This window comes from uncultured Roseovarius sp. (genome assembly GCF_947259555.1).
GTDB lineage: Bacteria > Pseudomonadota > Alphaproteobacteria > Rhodobacterales > Rhodobacteraceae > Roseovarius.
Genome location: NZ_CAMYMD010000084.1, coordinates 107,585 through 126,283, shown reverse-complemented (window position 1 = coordinate 126,283; position 18,699 = coordinate 107,585). Strand labels below are relative to the sequence as shown.

Annotated in this window: 15 protein-coding genes; 6 read left to right on the top strand and 9 right to left on the bottom strand. The window is 62.3% G+C overall.

All coding sequences use genetic code 11. From position 1 onward, the window contains the following. Nucleotides 1-264: 264 nt before the first annotated feature. From Q0X85_RS14185 to Q0X85_RS14165, 5 genes are all read right to left on the bottom strand, one after another. Nucleotides 265-2,307, bottom strand: a complete 2,043-nt coding sequence (locus Q0X85_RS14185) for an ASKHA domain-containing protein (RefSeq protein WP_297772933.1) — start codon at nt 2,305-2,307, stop codon at nt 265-267. Between the two features lie 111 nt (nt 2,308-2,418). Continuing rightward, a complete protein-coding gene (locus Q0X85_RS14180; RefSeq protein ID WP_297772932.1) occupies nt 2,419-3,111 on the bottom strand; it encodes a hypothetical protein in 693 nt (230 codons plus the stop codon). 129 nt (nt 3,112-3,240) lie between these two features. Then, nucleotides 3,241-4,587 carry a 3-phosphoshikimate 1-carboxyvinyltransferase gene (gene aroA / locus Q0X85_RS14175; protein WP_297772930.1) on the bottom strand — a complete coding sequence of 449 codons (1,347 nt, stop codon included), beginning with the start codon at nt 4,585-4,587 and terminating at the stop codon, nt 3,241-3,243. 84 nt (nt 4,588-4,671) lie between these two features. Next, nucleotides 4,672-5,385, bottom strand: a complete 714-nt coding sequence (locus Q0X85_RS14170; protein WP_297772928.1) for a UTRA domain-containing protein — start codon at nt 5,383-5,385, stop codon at nt 4,672-4,674. Further along, nucleotides 5,382-6,746 (bottom strand): formimidoylglutamate deiminase, encoded by a 1,365-nt coding sequence (locus Q0X85_RS14165; RefSeq protein ID WP_297772925.1) that lies wholly within the window; start codon nt 6,744-6,746, stop codon nt 5,382-5,384. The genes Q0X85_RS14170 and Q0X85_RS14165 overlap by 4 nt, the downstream gene beginning before the upstream one ends. An 80-nt stretch (nt 6,747-6,826) precedes the next feature. On the opposite strand from Q0X85_RS14165, the gene hutI reads away from it, so the two are divergent. Genes hutI through Q0X85_RS14140 form a run of 5 tightly spaced genes read left to right on the top strand, consistent with a single transcriptional unit; the run spans nt 6,827 to nt 12,537 of the window. Then, nucleotides 6,827-8,017, top strand: a complete 1,191-nt coding sequence (gene hutI, locus Q0X85_RS14160) for an imidazolonepropionase (protein WP_297772923.1) — start codon at nt 6,827-6,829, stop codon at nt 8,015-8,017. Then, nucleotides 8,014-9,591: a histidine ammonia-lyase gene (hutH, locus tag Q0X85_RS14155; RefSeq protein ID WP_297772920.1), complete on the top strand. Its 1,578-nt coding sequence runs from the start codon at nt 8,014-8,016 to the stop codon at nt 9,589-9,591. The genes hutI and hutH overlap by 4 nt, the downstream gene beginning before the upstream one ends. Nucleotides 9,592-9,602: 11 nt before the next feature. After that, complete coding sequence (gene hutG / locus Q0X85_RS14150; RefSeq protein ID WP_297772918.1) at nt 9,603-10,397, top strand: N-formylglutamate deformylase; 795 nt, start codon at nt 9,603-9,605, stop codon at nt 10,395-10,397. After that, nucleotides 10,394-12,061, top strand: a complete 1,668-nt coding sequence (gene hutU / locus Q0X85_RS14145; RefSeq protein ID WP_297772916.1) for a urocanate hydratase — start codon at nt 10,394-10,396, stop codon at nt 12,059-12,061. Before hutG ends, hutU begins: the two co-directional genes overlap by 4 nt. Nucleotides 12,062-12,090: 29 nt before the next feature. After that, on the top strand, nt 12,091-12,537 hold the full coding sequence (locus tag Q0X85_RS14140; protein ID WP_297772913.1) for a DUF1810 domain-containing protein: 447 nt from the start codon (nt 12,091-12,093) through the stop codon (nt 12,535-12,537). Nucleotides 12,538-12,552: 15 nt separating this feature from the next. Here Q0X85_RS14140 and Q0X85_RS14135 read toward each other — a convergent pair whose 3' ends face one another. The 4 genes from Q0X85_RS14135 to ubiE form a co-directional block, all read right to left on the bottom strand. Further along, entirely contained in the window at nt 12,553-13,188 is a 636-nt protein-coding gene (locus Q0X85_RS14135) for a YjbF family lipoprotein (RefSeq protein WP_297772943.1), read from the bottom strand. A 44-nt stretch (nt 13,189-13,232) separates the two neighbouring features. Further along, on the bottom strand, nt 13,233-15,344 hold the full coding sequence (locus Q0X85_RS14130; RefSeq protein WP_297772911.1) for a YjbH domain-containing protein: 2,112 nt from the start codon (nt 15,342-15,344) through the stop codon (nt 13,233-13,235). A 126-nt stretch (nt 15,345-15,470) separates the two neighbouring features. After that, complete coding sequence (ubiB, locus tag Q0X85_RS14125) at nt 15,471-17,003, bottom strand: 2-polyprenylphenol 6-hydroxylase (RefSeq protein WP_297772909.1); 1,533 nt, start codon at nt 17,001-17,003, stop codon at nt 15,471-15,473. A gap of 3 nt (nt 17,004-17,006) precedes the next feature. Then, nucleotides 17,007-17,750 carry a bifunctional demethylmenaquinone methyltransferase/2-methoxy-6-polyprenyl-1,4-benzoquinol methylase UbiE gene (gene ubiE, locus Q0X85_RS14120; protein WP_297772906.1) on the bottom strand — a complete coding sequence of 248 codons (744 nt, stop codon included), beginning with the start codon at nt 17,748-17,750 and terminating at the stop codon, nt 17,007-17,009. Between the two features lie 86 nt (nt 17,751-17,836). Here ubiE and mutM point away from each other — a divergent pair, with 86 nt between their 5' ends. After that, a complete protein-coding gene (gene mutM, locus Q0X85_RS14115; RefSeq protein ID WP_297772905.1) occupies nt 17,837-18,688 on the top strand; it encodes a bifunctional DNA-formamidopyrimidine glycosylase/DNA-(apurinic or apyrimidinic site) lyase in 852 nt (283 codons plus the stop codon). Nucleotides 18,689-18,699 lie beyond the last annotated feature (11 nt).

The window sequence follows — 18,699 nt, the reverse complement described above, 5'->3', positions numbered from 1 at the left end:
TAACGAGACAAGCCGCGCGGTGCCTGACCGCCGGGTGGGCGCAGCAACCTCTGTGGATCGCACTTTATGCCAGCCAAGCACTCCCGCGTTTTCAATGGCTTGAAACGTTGCAAAAGCGCCCGCCCGAGGGGGCGGTCGGGCGCTGCGCGGCGGTGCCTGCGGCACCTTGATTCCGCGCATTGGTTCTGCACCTGAACGTTCGATCAACGCCAAAAAGCCCAAACAACCCGACGGCACAATCTCGAACCCGAACCGTGACCCCGCCTACCCCCGTCTGCGCTTGCGCCGTCCGCCATCGCTGCCGTCGCCATGGGTGTTGAAGGACGGGCTTGGCAACGGCACGATCTTGGCCAGTTCCGGGAACGGGTCGGTCTTGTGCGGGATCGCGTTGGCGGCGACGAAATGTTCCTGGAATTTCGGCTCGATTGCGGTCTCGACCTTGGTGATCTCGCCCACCACGCGCTCGATCTCGCGCCGCGCAGCCACGTTGCACAGCGCGATGCGCGCACCGGTTCCGGCGGCATTCCCTGCCGATGTCACCTTGTCCAGCGGCACGTCGGGGATCATCCCCAGAACCATCGCATGCAGCGGCGAGATATGCGCGCCAAAGGCCCCGGCCAGCACCACCCGGTCCACCTTGTCCACACCACGCTCGTCCATCAACAAGCGCGCGCCCGCATAAAGCGCGGATTTGGCAAGCTGGATGGCCCGGATATCGCCCTGTGTCACGGTCACACGCGGCCCGCCATGCTCTGTGCTGTCATGGATGAGATAGGCATGCGTGCGCCCCTCGGGGATCATCCGCGCCGTGCCGGTGGCCTCGGCCGAGCCGAGCAGGCCGCTCTCGTCCAAAAGCCCCGCCATGCGCAGTTCCGCCACCGCCTCGATGATCCCCGATCCGCAGATGCCGGTGATTCCGCCCGCGCCCACCTCGTCGTCAAAGCCGTCCTCGTCGGACCACTTGTCGGAGCCGATGACGCGGAAACGCGGCTCTTTGGTCTCGGCGTCGATGCGGATGGCCTCGATCGCCCCCGGTGCCGCGCGCTGACCGCTGGAAATCTGCGCACCCTCGAAAGCAGGCCCCGTGGGAGAAGAGCAAGCCAGCACCCGGGTCTTGTCGCCCAGCAGGATCTCGGCATTGGTGCCGACATCGACGATGAGCGCGAGGTCTTCGGATTTTCCCGGCTCTTCCGACAGTGCCACAGCGGCGCAATCCGCCCCCACGTGGCCCGCGATGCAGGGCAGGATATAGACCTGAGCGCGCGGGTTGATGGCGGCAAGATCAAGCTCTTTGGCACCCAAGGTCAGACTGCTTGACGTCGCGAGCGCAAAGGGCGCCTGCCCCAGTTCCACCGGGTCGATCCCCAACAGCAGATGGTGCATCACCGGGTTGCAGACGAACACCGTCTCGACGATCAACCCTGCGTCGATCTCCGCCTCCTTGGCGATCTCCTCGGCCAGCGTATTGATGGCATCACGCACCGCCGCCGTCATCTCCTTGTCGCCGCCGGGGTTCATCATCGAATAGCTGACCCGGCTCATCAGGTCTTCGCCAAAGCGGATCTGCGGGTTCATGATGCCCGACGACGCCTTGACCTCACCGGTCACCAGATCCGTCAGATGCGCGGCGACGGTGGTCGATCCGAGATCGATGGCGAGGCCATAAAGCCCGTCCTCATGCAGACCCGGCCAGATTTCCAGTACCTGCGCGGCATCCCCGGCATGGCCGCGATGCAGCGCCACCGTCACCTGGTACTTGCCCTTGCGCAGCACCGGTTGCAGTTTCGAGAGCAGCGTCAGGTCGGCGCGGATGGCGTCGATGCCCCATTCAGCCTTGAGCGCCCGCGCCAGCCGCTCTAGGTCGCCGGTCGGCTCGTGCATGTCGGCTTCTTCGACCTCCACGAAATAGAGCTTGGTGCCTGGGTCCATCGCGATCACCCGGGCCGAGGCGGCCTTTCGCACCACCTGCTTGTGGACCTGGGATTCAGCCGGCACGTCGATCACAACATCGCCCATGACCTGCGCCTGGCACCCCAGACGCCGCCCCGGCTTCAGCCCGCGCTTCTGGTCATAGCGCTCCTCGACGCTGTTCCACTCCGAGAGCGCATCCTCATGCACCGTCACGCCATGCTTGGAAAACGCGCCATAGCCCGGCGTGATCTGGCATTTCGAGCAGATACCGCGCCCGCCGCAGACCGAATCAAGATCGACCCCCAACTGTCGCGCAACTGTCAGAACCGGTGTGCCCTTGGGAAAGCGTCCACGCTTGCCCGAGGGGGTAAAAACGACAAGGGGATCGGTCGACATGTGAAGTATCCTGATGCTGACGCAAATGGTTGAGGCGGAACATAAGCCATAGGCGCTAGGCTGACAGCCTACAAGCGTCAGAAAATCGCCATCACGCGGCACGCTCATGCCTCAGGATCCGGAAAACGACCATCCAAAGAGCCAGATTGCCAGAGGGACTGGCGCCGTTGCAACCACGATTGTGACCATCACCAACGGCACCCGGAACATGCCGGACACCCCCGAGACAAAGGCGATCCCGCCGCCACCGCCAATCATTGAATTTCCGGGAATATTGATCAGGAGAGCCAGATTGAGATAACGATATTTCACCACCCAGCCCAGATGACGAAGGGGCAGCAAGGCCTGAACAAAGGCCGCACGCTCTTCGACCGGAAGGGCCTCGAATCGTTCCAGAAATTGGCATGCACGGGTCAGATGCAGATCGAGCAGAACCCGGTGCAACCATGTGTAGGGCACTTTGCATCCGACCATGTAGGCGAGGGTCAGCCCCGACGCGGTAGCAATCCAGACAAGCGGCGCAATGCCTGAACCGCCCGCAGCCAGCACCATCAGGCCGATTTCTATTCCAGGCACGAACGGAATGGCGATCAGGACCGCGTATATCACCAAAACCGCGACCAGCAGGCCAGGCATGGCCCAGCCATAATCGTTCGCCGCAATCCAGCCCTCGGCCCAGACAAAGATTTCGTGCAAGGCAAAGGCGAGCCCCAAAAGCGCGAAGATCCGCAGTGCGCTTCTGTAGAGCCCGACTTTGACAGGCGGGGGCGTGGGCACAGCGTGGCCTGATTTGATTTCATCCATATTACGAGTCTATGGCGCAGGCTCACGCATCGACAATGGGCCTCACGAAAGTATCACGCTCTTTTGCGCGACGGGAATTCGCCAATGCACCTGTACCGACATCCCTCGCCGGTTTGCGCGGACACCACGTCACGACCGCCGGATATCCGCCCCAAGCCGCGCCATCAAACCTTCGAAGATCGGAAAAGAGGTGGCGATCGGGCTTGCGTCGTCAACGCTCACAGGCTCGTTCGTCGCCATTCCCATCACGATAAAGGACATGGCGATCCTGTGGTCGAGGTGGCTGACGCAGATCTGTCCGCCCGGCACGTTGCCATGCCCAAGGCCCGTTACGATCCACCAGTCCGGACCATCTTCGACCTCGACCCCGCCGGCACGCAGGCCCTCGGCCATCGCGTCGATACGGTCGCTTTCCTTGACGCGCAATTCCTTGACGCCCCGCATGACGGTCTCGCCGCGTGCGAAAGCCGCCACCACCGACAGAACCGGATATTCGTCGATCATGCTGGCGGCGCGCTCCGGCGGCACCTCGACACCAACAAGGTCGGGCGAAAACCGCGCGCGCAGGTCCGCCACGGGTTCGCCGCCCTCTTCCCGCATGTTCTCATAGGTCAGGTCGGCGCCCATCTCGCGCAGTGTCGTGAAGAGACCCGCCCGCGTTGGATTGAGGCCGATATTCGGAACGAGAACGTCCGAGCCGGGCACGATAAGCGCGGCACAGACCGGGAAGGCGGCGGACGAGGGATCGCGCGGGACGACGATGGATTGCGGCGTCAGCTCGGGCTGGCCAGTCAGGGTGATGATCCGCCCCTCGCTCGTCTCCTCGGAGGTGATGTCGGCCCCGAACCCCGCAAGCATTCTCTCGGTATGATCGCGCGTCGCCTCGCGCTCAACAACGATGGTCTGCCCCGGCGCATTAAGTCCGGCAAAAAGCACCGCCGATTTCACCTGAGCGGAGGGCACCGGCACCTCGTAGCGCACCGGAACGGGGCTCGTCGCGCCCACGATTGTCATGGGCAGCCGACCACCTGTGCGCCCCACCGCGCGCGCGCCAAACAGCGTAAGAGGGTCTGTGATGCGTTCCATGGGCCGCTTGTTGAGGCTGTCGTCACCTGTGAACGTCGCGGTTATCGGCGAGGTCGCCATTGCCCCCATTATCAGGCGCACGCCGGTGCCGGAATTGCCACAGTCGACCACTTGAGAAGGTTCCGCAAAGCCACCCACGCCGACACCGCGCACATGCCACATGCCTTCTGGGTCGCATGTGACCTCCGCCCCGAATGCGCGCATCGCCTTGGCTGTATCCAGAACATCCTCGCCCTCGAGCAATCCAGTGATGACCGTCTCACCAACACAAAGCGCTCCAAGGATTAGAGACCGATGCGAAATCGACTTGTCGCCGGGAACATCGGCACGGCCGGAAAGCGGCCCGCAACGATGGGACGTCATTGGAGTGGGGGGGCTATGGCCGGACATGCGGTGCCTCTCGCGATGATCTTTATCGCCTGCCTGATAGCCCAAGCAGATGCACCCGTCCATGGTCATCAACGCGAGCAGATCTCAGGGCGCGGACCCGAATCGCGTGACGATTCCATAGCCCGGCGCGTAGCAAAGCCGCGCAAAGGTGATCGCCCGATCATGATCCCATGTCACCCGCTCCATGACAAAGACCGGCTCACCGTGACTTGTCTCGAGGACCGTCGCATCATGCTCGGACGCCGCTTCGGCGGCAAAGCGGATATCACCGTGAGTATAGGGAATGTTGGCCAACAGCCATTCATTTGCACTGAGCGCGTCAAAGCTCTGCTCCGCGGCGTCAGGAGCGGTGGCGAGGTTGATCCATCGATCCTCGAACACAAAAGGCGCGCCCGAGGCAAGATGCAAGGCGGTCACGTGCAGGCAATCGACGCCGCCCTGGATACCAAGCCGATCGATCACCCGCGACGGAGGACGCGTCACGCTCCGGCTCATACAGCGATAGTCATAGGCTTGCCCACGCCCGGTAATCTCCTGCCGAATGATCGGAATATCCACGGTGGCACGACTGACGGGGTGCAGGGCCACGCGCGTGCCCGCCTTGCGGCGCCGCTCCAGAATACCGGCCTCGGCAAGGGCGCGCAGGGCACGATTGACCGTCGCGCGCGCGCACCCGAATTCCTTCGCCAGATCGGCCTCGTTGGGAATGACCGCGCCCGGCGGCCAATCACGCACGTGGATACGGCGCAGCACCTCGTCCTGAATCGTCTGCCAACTGTTGAATTGCAACTCAGTCATAGCGCATCCCGCAATGGCTTCATCGCCCTGGCATAGGCGTGGACGATGCTGTCCCGGGCGATGTGCCGCCCGTCCTGTACCACATGGCGGCCAGCGGCCCAGACATCGCGCACCATATGGTCATCACCGGCAAAGATCCAGATATCGAGACAAGTGTCGCCGCTACGGTCCGCCAGATCGACATGGTCGCCGTCAAGCGCCATGAGATCGGCGAACTGCCCCGGCGCGATCTGCCCGCTCTCGCGACCGGCAGCCTGCGCGCCGCCTGCGGCAACGGCCTCCAGCAATCGCCGCCCGGTGGACTGCGATGGCGTGGCGAACGCGGCACGGGAGTGATCGCGCAAGCGTTGCGAGTACTCGAGCGTACGCAATTCTTCTGCGAGGGAGATCCGGACATTGGAGTCCGATCCGATGGCGACCCGGCCCTGCGCATCCATCCACCGCAGCCCGTCGAAAATGCCATCGCCGAGGTTCGACTCCGTGATGGGGCATAGCCCGGCAACCGCGCCGGTGCGGGCAAGCGCGCGCGTCTCCTCCGGTCGCATCTGCGTGCAGTGGATAAGACACCATTGGGTGGAAATATCGACATGACCCAACAGCCACTCCACGGGGCGTGCGCCATACGCGGCGTGCACCTCATCGACCTCGGCCTGCTGCTCGGCCAGATGCATGTGGATCGGGCCACCCAAGGCCAGCGAGGCGGCACCGGCGATGGCCTCGGGCGTCACCGCACGTATGCTGTGGGGGGCCACGCCCAATCGAGCGTCAGATTGCAATCCCCGAAGGGCCACGCCACAGGCATCGACCAATCGTGCGAACTGATCGGGATCATTGCCGAACCGGACCTGACCGTGCCCCAAGGGACGACGATCTACGCCACCGAATTCGTACTGAACGGGCAACAGCGTCAGCCCGATCCCGGTCTCCTGCGCCGCTGCCGCGATACGCTGCGCCATTTCCGCCGGATCGTCATATGGTACGCCGCCGGGCTGGTGGTGCAAGTAATGAAATTCGACATTCGTGGAATAGCCCGCCTCCAGCATCTCCATCTGAACGAGCGCCGCGATGGCCTGCACTTGTTCCGGCGTCAGACGATCCAGAAACCGATACATCAACTGACGCCAGGTCCAGAACGTGTCGCGCGGATCGGGACCGCGTGTTTCGGTCAGGCCCGCCATCGCACGCTGAAACGCGTGCGAGTGGGCGTTGACCGGCGCAGGCAGCAGAATACCGGTCCGGTAACCTGCCGGCGGCGCCTCCGGTGAGACGCGGGCGACCCTCCCCGTTTCATCAATTTCCACCAATACATTGCGCGCCCAACCCGAGGGCAAGAGCGCCTGAGCGGCCCAAAGTCGCGGCATGACATGATCCAGTCTTGACAGATTATTATGTATAGACATAATTTTCAGAAATCGACTCGGAAATCAAGAAAGCAATGGCCATGTTATTCAGAAATGCGCGGATGGCGACGCTGGCGGGAAACACCGCCTACGGCCTGATCGAGCATGGCGCCCTCGTGATCGAGAAGGACCAAATCGCCTGGGTGGGGTCTGAGGCCGACCTGCCGCGCGACTATCGCGGCCCGCAAGAAGATCTGGGCGGGCGCCTGGTCACACCCGCGTTGATCGACTGCCACACCCACATCGTGCATGGAGGCAATCGCGCCGGCGAATTCGAGATGCGCCTGAACGGCGCGAGTTATGAAGACGTCGCGCGTGCAGGAGGCGGAATTGTCTCCACAGTGCTGGCGACACGCGGCGCGTCCGAGGAGGTGTTGCTGGCCAATGCATTGCGCTTTGCAGATGCGCTGATTGCCGAAGGCGCCGCGGTCATCGAGGTCAAATCAGGCTATGGTCTCGACATCGAGACAGAGCTGAAAATGCTGCGCGTCGCCCGCGCCATCGAAAACGAGCGCAAAGTTCGTATCAAGACATCCTTCCTCGGGGCACATGCCACCCCAAAGGAATACAAGAACGATCCGCAAGCGTATGTTTCCGAGGTATGCATCCCCGCACTAGAGGCGGCACACGCGGCGGGCCTGGCCGATGCCGTGGACGGGTTCTGCGAAGGCATCGCGTTTGCACCGGCGGAAATCGCACAAGTCTTTGACAAGGCGAAAGAACTTGGCCTGCCCGTCAAACTGCACGCAGAGCAACTCAGCCATTTGGGTGGCACGCGCCTCGCCGCCCGCTACGGGGCGCTTTCTGCGGATCATGTGGAATATGCCACCGAAGACGACGCCAGAGCGCTCGCGCAGGCGGGCAGCGTCGCGGTGATCCTCCCCGGCGCGTTCTATACGCTACGAGAGACACAAGTGCCACCGATCCAAGCGTTTCGCACCCACGGCGTGCCAATGGCCCTCGCCACGGATTGCAACCCCGGCTCATCGCCCATGTCCTCTCTCTTGTTGACCATGAACATGGGCTGCACGCTCTTTCGGATGACCCCGGAAGAGGCGCTCGCAGGTGTGACCCGGCATGCCGCGCAGGCGCTCGGGATGGGCGACTGCGGCGTGATCGAAACAGGCAAACGCGCCGATCTGGCGATCTGGAATGTCGAGCAACCGGCCGAGCTGGCCTATCGCATCGGCTTCAACCCGCTACACAGGCGCATTTTTGGGGGTGAAGGATGACGGAAGTCGTGACACCGGGCCGTGTAGGCCTGACCACGCTGGAGGCAATCTGGCGCACCAACAGCGCGGTTCGACTGAGCCGGGAGGCCAAGCCCTCTGTTCTCGCTGCACATGCGCTTGTCGCACGCGCGGCGTCCGGACATACGGCAGTGTATGGTGTGAACACCGGGTTTGGCAAACTCGCCAGCGTCAAGATTGCCCCCGAGAAAACCGACGCGTTGCAGCGCAATCTCATCTTGTCACATTGCTGCGGCGTCGGCGAGGCGCTCGATATCGCCACAACCCGATTGATGATGGTTCTCAAGTTGATGAGCCTCGGGCGCGGTGCTTCGGGCGTGGCATGGCAAACAATCGAACTGATCGAAGACATGCTCGCCGCAGATGTGACCCCCGTCATCCCGGACCAAGGCTCTGTCGGGGCATCGGGCGATCTGGCTCCGCTGGCCCACATGGCCGCCGCGATGATCGGCGCGGGCGAGGCATGTCACAAGGGCGCGCGGCTCCCCGCTGCCGAGGCGCTTATCCGCGCCGGGCTCGCGCCGATCCGCCTCGGGCCGAAAGAGGGGCTCGCCCTCATCAACGGCACGCAATTCTCGACCGCTTGCGCCTTGACCGGGCTCTGGACGGCCTGGCGCAATGCGCAGACCTGCGTGGTGACCGCCGCCCTCTCGACGGATGCGATCATGGGATCGACCGCCCCGCTGGTTGCGGAGATCCATGCGCTTCGCGGGCATCCCGGACAGATCGACACCGCCCGCGCCCAAGCCGCGCTCATGGAGGGCTCCGCCATCCGTGAGAGCCACCGCGAAGACGATACGCGCGTACAGGACCCTTATTGCATCCGGTGTCAGGCGCAGGTCAGTGGCGCGGCAATCGATATCTTGCGCCGCGCAGGCGAGGTGCTGGAGATTGAGGCCAACGCCGTTACCGACAACCCACTGGTGCTGGTCGACACGAGTCACCCGGACGGGGGTATGATCGTGTCGGGTGGCAATTTCCACGCCGAACCGGTTGGCTTTGCGGCCGATCAGATCGCCATGGCGATTTCAGAGGTCGGGGCGATTTCGCAACGTCGCGTCGCGCTTATGGTTGATCCCACGCTGAGTTGCGATCTGCCCCCGTTCCTGACCCCCGAGCCTGGCCTGAATTCGGGTATGATGATTGCCGAGGTGACCACCGCCGCGCTGATGAGCGAGAACAAGCACCTCGCCAACCCCTGCACGACCGATTCCACTCCGACCTCCGCCAATCAGGAGGACCATGTAAGTATGGCCGCACATGCCGCGCGCAGGCTGAAGCGGATGAATGACAACCTGAGCGTCATTCTTGGGGTCGAGGCAATCTGCGGCGCCCAAGGCATCGGCTATCGCGCGCCGCTGCAAACAAGCGATGCGCTAAAGAAGGTGATCGCACGGCTGCGCCAGGACATCCCGGCCCTTGAGACGGACCGCTACCTGGCGCCCGATCTGGCTGCGGCCGCGGATATGGTGCGCAATGGAGAACTGGTCACCGCATCCGGCCTGAGCCTCGCGCTTAGCCGGGGGGATAATCTTGAGTATTTTGGGGAACAGTGAAAGGCATGATCATGAAGCCCGTTGAAGTTGTCCGGGGCGATGGACCGGTCATTCTCGGCCTGCCACATACGGGCACGTATGTACCGGCAGAGATCCGGGCGCGCCTGAATGACCGCGGGCGCGCGTTGGCGGATACCGACTGGAATATTCACAAGCTCTATGACGGGTTGCTCGGTGGTGTGACAACGGTGCGCGCCATGGTTCATCGCTATGTGATCGATGCCAATCGCGATCCCTCGGGTCAAAGCCTGTACCCCGGGCAGAATACGACCGGCCTTGTGCCTGTGACCGATTTCGATGGGCAGGACATTTGGCAGATCCCTCCGTCAGCTGGCGAGGTCGAACACCGGCGCGAGATGTTTCACGCACCTTACCACGCAGCGCTGGAGGCCGAATTGGGTCGTGTCCGTGAAGCACATGGTGTGGCAGTGTTATATGACTGCCATTCCATACGCTCGCGCATTCCATTCCTGTTCGAGGGCGTGCTGCCGGATTTCAACATCGGGACCAACGACGGCAGGACCTGTGCAAAAGAAATCGAGCAGACCGTTCGGCAGATTTGTGGGACCGCCGACGGATATAGCCACGTGCTCAACGGTCGGTTCAGAGGCGGCTGGACCACACGCCATTACGGAAGGCCGGAAGACGGTTGGCACGCCATCCAGATGGAGCTGGCGCAATCGACCTACATGGAAGAGGTCGCGCCCTGGCCTTATCTGCATGCTCGCGCTGACAAGCTGCGCCCCTATCTCGCCTCCATTCTCACGGAAATCGACACCCTCGCCCGAAAAGGAGCGCTGACATGACTGGTCCTCGTCACAACACGCGTGATATCTATTCCGATACCGGCCCGGAGATCAGTGCCAAGAGCTGGCTGACGGAGGCGCCGATGCGGATGCTGATGAATAACCTGCATCCTGACGTAGCCGAGAACCCCCATGAATTGGTGGTCTATGGAGGCATCGGGCGCGCCGCGCGGACATGGGAGGATTTCGACCGAATCGTTGCGGCATTGAAAGACCTGGAGGCGGATGAGACCCTGCTTGTGCAGTCCGGCAAACCGGTCGGTGTTTTTCGCACCCACCCCGACGCACCTCGGGTTTTGATCGCAAACTCCAATCTCGTACCACATTGGGCGACCTGGGACCATTTCAGCGAATTGGATCGCAAGGGCCTGATGATGTACGGGCAGATGACGGCCGGATCATGGATCTATATCGGCTCGCAGGGCATCGTGCAGGGCACCTACGAGACTTTTGTCGAAGCGGGTCGACAGCACTACGACGGCAGTCTTTCCGGGCGATGGATTCTGACGGCCGGTCTGGGCGGCATGGGCGGGGCACAGCCGCTGGCGGCGGTAATGGCGGGGGCCTGTTGCCTGGCCGTGGAATGCGACGCGACGCGCGCCGAATTTCGCAAGCGCACGCGCTACGTGGATGAAATCACCCATTCGCTCGACGAGGCGCTCGCGATGATCGAACGCTGGTGCGAGACCGGCGAGGCGAAATCGGTGGCGCTGATTGCAAATGCGGCGGATGTGTTTCCAGAGCTGGTGCGGCGCGGCGTCAAGCCTGACATGGTCACCGACCAGACGAGCGCGCATGACCCGGTCCATGGATATTTGCCGCAAGGCTGGAGCGTGGCCGATTGGCAGGCCCGTCAGGAGAGCGACCCAAAGAAAGTCGAGCGGGCGGCGCGCGCCAGCATGCGGGTGCAAGTGCAGGCGATGGTTGATTTCTGGAACGCGGGCGTGCCGACCCTCGATTACGGAAACAACATCCGGCAGGTCGCACTCGAAGAAGGGCTGGAAGACGCATTTGCGTTTCCCGGTTTCGTACCCGCCTATATCCGGCCGCTCTTTTGCCGCGGCATCGGGCCATTTCGCTGGTGTGCCCTGAGTGGCGACCCCGAGGACATCTACAAGACCGACGCCAAGGTAAAAGAGCTGATCGACGACCCGCACCTGCACAAATGGCTGGACATGGCGCGCGAGCGGATCGCGTTTCAGGGCCTGCCGGCGCGGATTTGCTGGGTCGGCCTCGGCCTGCGGCACAAGCTGGGCCTAGCCTTCAACGAGATGGTTCGCACCGGCGAGTTGAGCGCCCCGGTGGTGATTGGCCGCGATCACCTCGACAGCGGCTCGGTTGCCAGCCCGAACCGCGAGACTGAGGGCATGAAAGACGGCTCTGACGCGGTCAGCGATTGGCCTCTTCTCAATGCCCTGCTCAATTGTGCAAGCGGTGCGACATGGGTCAGCCTGCATCATGGCGGCGGCGTTGGCATGGGGTTCAGTCAACATTCGGGCATGGTTGTCTGCTGCGACGGCACCGAGGAGGCTGACCTGCGACTTGCACGGGTTCTGTGGAACGACCCTGCAACCGGGGTCATGCGCCATGCCGATGCCGGGTACGATATAGCGCTGGATTGCGCGCGCGAACATGGGCTAAACTTGCCCGGCATTTTGAAGTGACCGAGCATTGAACAAAAGGGGACAAGGCCATGGATCTGGAGCGGTTTGTCGAGGCGCAGGACCAGATCTGGCCCCTGCCCCTTCAAGAGATCGGCAGAGGGGAAAAACGTACCCATTGGGCGTGGTTCGTACTGCCGCAGGTCAAGGGACTGGGGCGGTCGCGTTTTGCCAAATCTTTCGCCATCGAAGATCTGGATCACGCGCGCGCCTATCTCGCACATCCAGTACTGGGGCCACGCCTGATCGAGACATGCGAGGCGCTGCTCGCACTCGAGAACACAAGCGCCGAGAGGGTTCTGGGCGGAATAGACTCTCTCAAGCTGCAATCCTGCGCCACGCTCTTCGAGGCAGCGGATGGGGCGCCCGTTTTTGCTCAGGTGCTGGAGCGATATTTCCGCGCCGAACGATGCGAGGCCACGCTCGACTTTATCTCCGGGCGACGCGCGCCGCCGACGGATGAACAATATCTGATCTGACCTGAGCGACGCCGCTTAGCGCAGGATCTGAATCGCACTATAGCCCATGGTCGGACCGGCCCAATGGCGGGATTGCACAATTCTGCCGTTGCCATCGACAAGATAGGAATTGGTCACGCTGCGGTCAGCCTGCCAACATTCGGCCGTCATGCGCACCACGGCGACATTGCGTCCGCCGACAGGGAGGGTTTCGCTACCGGCACGGGTGATCTTGCAATCGGATTTCAGCGTCACGATCTGGTTTTCACCGTCGAGATATCGTTGTTGAATCGTGGCCACACCATCTTCACGCTGGGTGACCACTGCAAGCAACGGCTCGATTCGAGAAGACATGAGATCATTTCCCAAGCCCCGCGTCGAGGTCAGCACGCCGTTGCGCGTCGAGGCGCTGCGCCGGTCAGAACTGCCATATGACGCCCATGTCTGGTGTGGGCCGTTGCGTGCAATCGGGCGCAGAACAGCCACGGCGTTGCGGTCCTCCAGCGAGTACACGGCAACCGGTCCGCTCGTCTTGGCCAATGCATCTTGTGCGACCGCCGAGACGACCTTTGGATCAGGCGCAACAGGCGGCGTCCCACTTTGATCAAGGAGGATCTTAGCCGCTGAAAAGACATTCTCGGAACTGCGCTGGTTGGAACACGCAGCAAGCAAAACAAGGGCGCCAAAGAGTGCGGCGCGGGGCAAAGATCTACATGTCATCTCCAGAACTTCCCCCAGCTCGCGGCGGCTTCGCGCTTGTGCGACGGGCGCACCGTTTCATATAGACGTCCGCTGACATTCAACCGCTGCCCGCCATCGCGGGTCAGAGACCGAATGATTGCGGTCGGTGCCTGCTGCGTCGGTTTGCCGAGAATCCACGACAGAGGCGCCGTAATGCGAATGCCCTTGTCAAACGAACCCTCGCCAAAGTCCTGAGCGGATACATCGGTCTTTGTCGCGAACGCACCGACTTTCCAGCCATTCGCGAATTCGCGGTCCAAGGCGACGGTCACGCCCCAATCTCCCGCCAGATACCTGCCGGCGTCCAGTTGACCGTGAAAGCCGCCACCAAAATCGTAATAGACCGACGCATGTCCATTGAAGTCCGGGATCTCACCACTCACGGTCTGAGAGCTGCGCAGGCCAAAACCGCTGTCGAAATCGCGCGGCCTGACGTAGTTGAGTTCGGCTCCGATAGCCAAGCGGCTATCTACGGGCCGCCACAAGACTTCGGTAGAGGCGCCTGCATACATTTGCTCCAGATATCCGACCGTTCCGCGCGCGTAGACATCAGGCGCAATGCGGAGGTATTTTGTCAATGTCAGCCAATCGAGTCTTGGCCCGTCCTCTTGAGCATAAAGCGCCGCGTCAGAGCGAACCCGAGGAAGACGCGAAGTGCTGACGCGGGTCGTCTCGTCAAGATTGCCAAAGAGCTTGATTGACGTCGCGCCACGAGCCACCCAGCCCCGTCCCAACTCGGCCTGCGCCTGAAACCGCAGCGCCACATCGATGCGCGCCGGATTGTCCGGGTCGAAGAGACTGATCCTCGTGAAAGGTGTGATACCCCACCCGTATCGCGGAAACTTCCCCGGCAGAGGATCGGGCAGGTCGCCAAACCGCAAGCTGTCACTGAACGTTGCGGCAGCGAGCGCCTGATCAGCTGCGCGATGTTCCAGCCGCTCGATATCCGTTCGGCGGAAGCTGACGGTGCTGGCGGGCATGCTCTTTGTGTAAAGGGTGATGTGAAAATCTTCCACCGAAGCAGGCAAGACGCGTGTCAACACCCGCGCCGTTCGACCAAGAGCCTGCGATGTCTGGTCATATGTCTCGTTTTGAATACCAACATAGGCAGCGCGCCCGTCCAGACGCAGGCCAACAAGGTCGATCCGGTCCCGATCAAGCGTCTGATCCAGAGAATTGGTGATCTTTGAACGAGTGTCTGGCGAATTCTGCCAGCCCAGATCGCGTGCCGCGTCCGGATCACGCACCGCCACCGGAAGCGGCGCGGGCTCCATCCCGCCCGGCACGGGCATATTGCGGGGATTAATCGCGAAATTCAGGTTCACACCGACCTCTTCGCCATGCAGCAAGTAGCCACGCAGGCTTGCCTGATCCCCCAGTCTATAGGTTATGCCCAAATTCACGGCAGTGCTGCGGTCGAAAATACCGGCTGCCTGCTCTTCCTCATACCCGTCCGACGAGTACTCCATCGCGAAGGAAAGCTTTTCATTAAAGTCGTAACTAAAGCCTGCGAATACACCGATGTCGCCCTGAAACCAGTTGTCGATGTTGATATCGCCACCGGTGTCGCCCGCGTTGAACGCAGTACGCGACCCCACACCACCAAACGAATTTCGCGTCCCCAGACGCCCCCAGCCGAGGCCACCCGTAACCCGGAGGTTTCGAAAGGATTTCGTGGCGACGAGATATTCCGCACTCAGCACACCGGTTCCCACGAAGTCCTGCAAGCCAACTGCGATTGCCGGTGAGAAGTCCGTCTCTTCAAAGAGCCGCAGCCGCACATCAAAGCTACGGTCATAAAATGTGCTGAAGTTGGGCGACAAATCATCTGTTCCGGCATAGCGAAAGCTAGCAGTAAACCACGGCGCCAGTTGGAAGCTCAGAGTCGTTTTGCTGAAACCGTCGAAATAGGCAATCGTGGACGAGAGCTGCGCATCGGGCGCCATTTCAGCCGTCGGCATATCGAGCAAGCCGCCCGGGGTACCATAATTGTTGGTGATCGTCGTCGTAAGGTCATCAGCAAAGGCACCGGTCGCTCCCCCCATGAGTGACAGGGCAACAAAGACCTTGGGCAATCTGCACATCATCGACTTCACATCCGTCCCAATCAGCTATCAAACGCTTTTTGGACAATACCTGCGAGACCCTCTCGCGGCAATGCGAGTTTCCCCCTCAAGGCATTTGTTCGCGCAATGCCTGCAGGGAAATTGCAATTAAGTCACAAACGCCACAACGCCCGCACCAACGGCTCCTGTCAACACGCCAAGACCGGCCCAAAGCGCGCGCTCGGGCCAGCTCACTTGCTGTTGCGTAGGCTGCGGCGCAGATTGACGAATGAGAGCGGCCTCGACCAGGCCAGGCAGACGCGGCCCGTAGCGCGACAACACGGCTGCGGTACGCCCGAAATCGCGCAATGCGGCACGCGGGCCGATCGTTTTCTTTATGTAATCCTCGACCACGGGCCGGGCGACCTGCCAGATATTGATCTGCGGATTGAGGCTCCGGGCGACACCCTCGACCACCACCATGGTGCGTTGCAACAGGATGAGTTCGGTGCGCGTCTCCATGCCAAAGCGCTCGGTCACCTCGAAGAGATAGCTGAGCAGGCTTCCCATCGAGATCCGGCTGGCATCCATGCCGAATATCGGCTCGCCCACCGCGCGCAGAGCGCGGGCAAAGGCGTCGACATCGCGGTCGGCGGGCACATAGCCCGCCTCGAAATGCACCTCGGCGACACGGCGGTAATCGCGTTTGATGAAGCCATAGAGGATCTCGGCATAGACCCGGCGGGTATATTCGTCGATATGGCCCATGATGCCGAAATCATAGGCGATGATATCGCCATTCGCCGCGACCTTGAGATTGCCCTGATGCATGTCGGCATGGAAATATCCGTCGCGCAGCGCGTGGTTGAGAAAGAGCTGCAGCACCCGCTCGCCCAGTTCGGCGCGGTCATGGCCCGCCGCATCAAGCGCCGCATTGTCGCCGAGGGGCAGACCATCGGCCCAGCCCATCGTCATCACCCGGCGCGACGAGAGGTGCCATTGCACGGACGGCAATTGAAACCCGGCATCCTCCGAAGTGTTCGCCGCAAACTCCGAGGCAGAAGCCGCCTCCAGCCGCAGATCCAACTCGCCCGTTACAACGCCTTCAAAATGCGCGATCACGTCCGTAGGACGCAGGCGGCGCGCACCGGGCGCCAGCAACTCCACCATGCGTGCGGCGAAATAGAACGCGTCTATGTCACGGCGAAACGCCTTCTCTATCCCCGGGCGGAGCACCTTTACGGCGACCTCCTCGCCGGTGTCGCGCAGGCGCGCCTTGTGGACCTGCGCGATCGAGGCGGCTGCGACAGGCGGGCTGAAATCGTCGAACATCTCTTCAACCAGATTGCCCAACTCCTGCGTAACGCTCGCCTTGGCCACATCGACAGAGAAGGGCGGCAGCTTGTCCTGCAAGACGCGCAATTGCCCGGCCAGCTCCTCGCCCACCAGATCGGGGCGGGTGCTGAGAATCTGGCCGAACTTGATATAGGCCGGGCCAAGGGCGGTCAGCGCGCGGGGCGCGGGCGGGGTTCTCTCGTCGCCCTTGTAGCCCATCCACTGAAACGGCCAGGCGAGAAATCGCATGGTGCCGCGCACCAGCGGCGGTGCCTCGAACGCGTCCATGATCAGGCCCATGGCCCCGGTGCGTTCCAGCGTGGCACCGGTGCGGATCAGCCGCAGGATATTATGCGGTCCGCGCATCGCTCAGATTTTCCAGCCGGAATGCAGACAAGCGATACCCACGCTGAGATTGCGGTATTTTGCCTGTTCGAAGCCGGCCTGTCGGACCATCCCCAGAAACGTCTCCTGATCGGGGAACTTGCGGATCGATTCGACCAGATACTGATAGCTGTCGCGATCATTGGCGATCGCCTGCCCGAGACGCGGAATGATGTTGAAGCTGTAGACATCATAGACCTTTTGCATCAGCTCATTGGGGATCTGACTGAACTCCAACACCATCAGCCGCCCGCCGGGCTTGAGCACGCGAAACGCCTCGTTCAGCGCCTCTTGCGGGCGGGTCACGTTACGGATGCCGAAGCTGATCGTGTAGACGTCAAAGCTGTTGTCCTCGAACGGCAGCGCCATCGCATCGCCCACCACCCAATCGAGGCTGTCGGCCATCTGTTCCGCCTCGGCGCGCTTGCGCCCCTCGTCCAGCATCGGCTCGGTCAGGTCGAGCACGGTGGCATGGCCACGACCGGCGCGCTTGAGGAACCGAAAGGCGATATCGCCGGTGCCGCCTGCCACATCGAGCAGGCGTTGGCCCGTGCGCGGGGCGAGCCAATCCATCATCGCATCCTTCCAGATGCGGTGAATCCCGAGGCTCATCGCATCGTTCATCACGTCGTATTTGCTCGCCACGCGGCCAAAGACCCCTCGCACGCGCCCGGCCTTCTCTGACTCGGGCACATCCTGAAATCCGAAATGCGTGGTTTTCTCGTTCATGGGCCTTGCCGCTCCTGTGTCCTGCCCTTCTTATAGGGCGCGGACGGGGGGTTACAATGCGCCGCTTGTGTTGATCGAGGTTCCAAATGCCCGAATTGCCAGAGGTTGAGACAGTCCGCCGCGGCCTTGCCCCGGTGATGGAGGGGCAGGTGATCGCGCGCGCTGCCGTCAACCGCCCTGATCTGCGCTGGCCGTTCCCGCCCGACATGGCCGCGCGGCTGACCGGGCAGCGGGTGCTGATACTACGGCGGCGGTCGAAATACATCCTCGCCGATCTTGCCTCGGGCGAGACGCTGCTCATCCATCTCGGCATGTCGGGGCGCATGCTGGTCTCGGGCGATCCGCTGGGGCGTTTCGTGCATGACCACCCCGCACCGGAAAAGCATGATCACGTGGTGCTCGACATGGAAAATGGCGCGCGGATCACCTTCAACGATCCGCGCCGTTTCGGCGCGATGGACCTGATGCCTAAGGACGGGGCAGAGGCGCATCCGTTGCTGGCAAAACTGGGGCCGGAACCCTTGGGCAACGATTTTAACGCGCCCTATCTCGCGGCGATGCTCAAGGGGCGCAACACGCCGATCAAATCCGCGTTGCTCGATCAGCGGATCGTGGCAGGCCTTGGGAATATCTATGTCTGCGAGACGCTTTTTCGCGCGCGCATTTCGCCGCGCAGGCGCGCCGGGAACATCTCGGGCAGGCGCGCGGGCGGGCTGGTACCCGTCATCCGCGAGGTGCTGCTGGACGCGATCACCGCAGGTGGCTCCTCACTGCGGGATTACCGGCAGGCGGATGGCGAATTGGGCTATTTCCAGCACAGTTTCGACGTCTACGGGCGCGAGGGCGAGGCGTGCCGGACGGAGGGATGTGAGGGCGTGATCGGGCGCGTTGTGCAGTCCGGGCGGTCCAGTTTCTATTGTCCGCGCTGTCAAAGATAGGTTGAACGCGC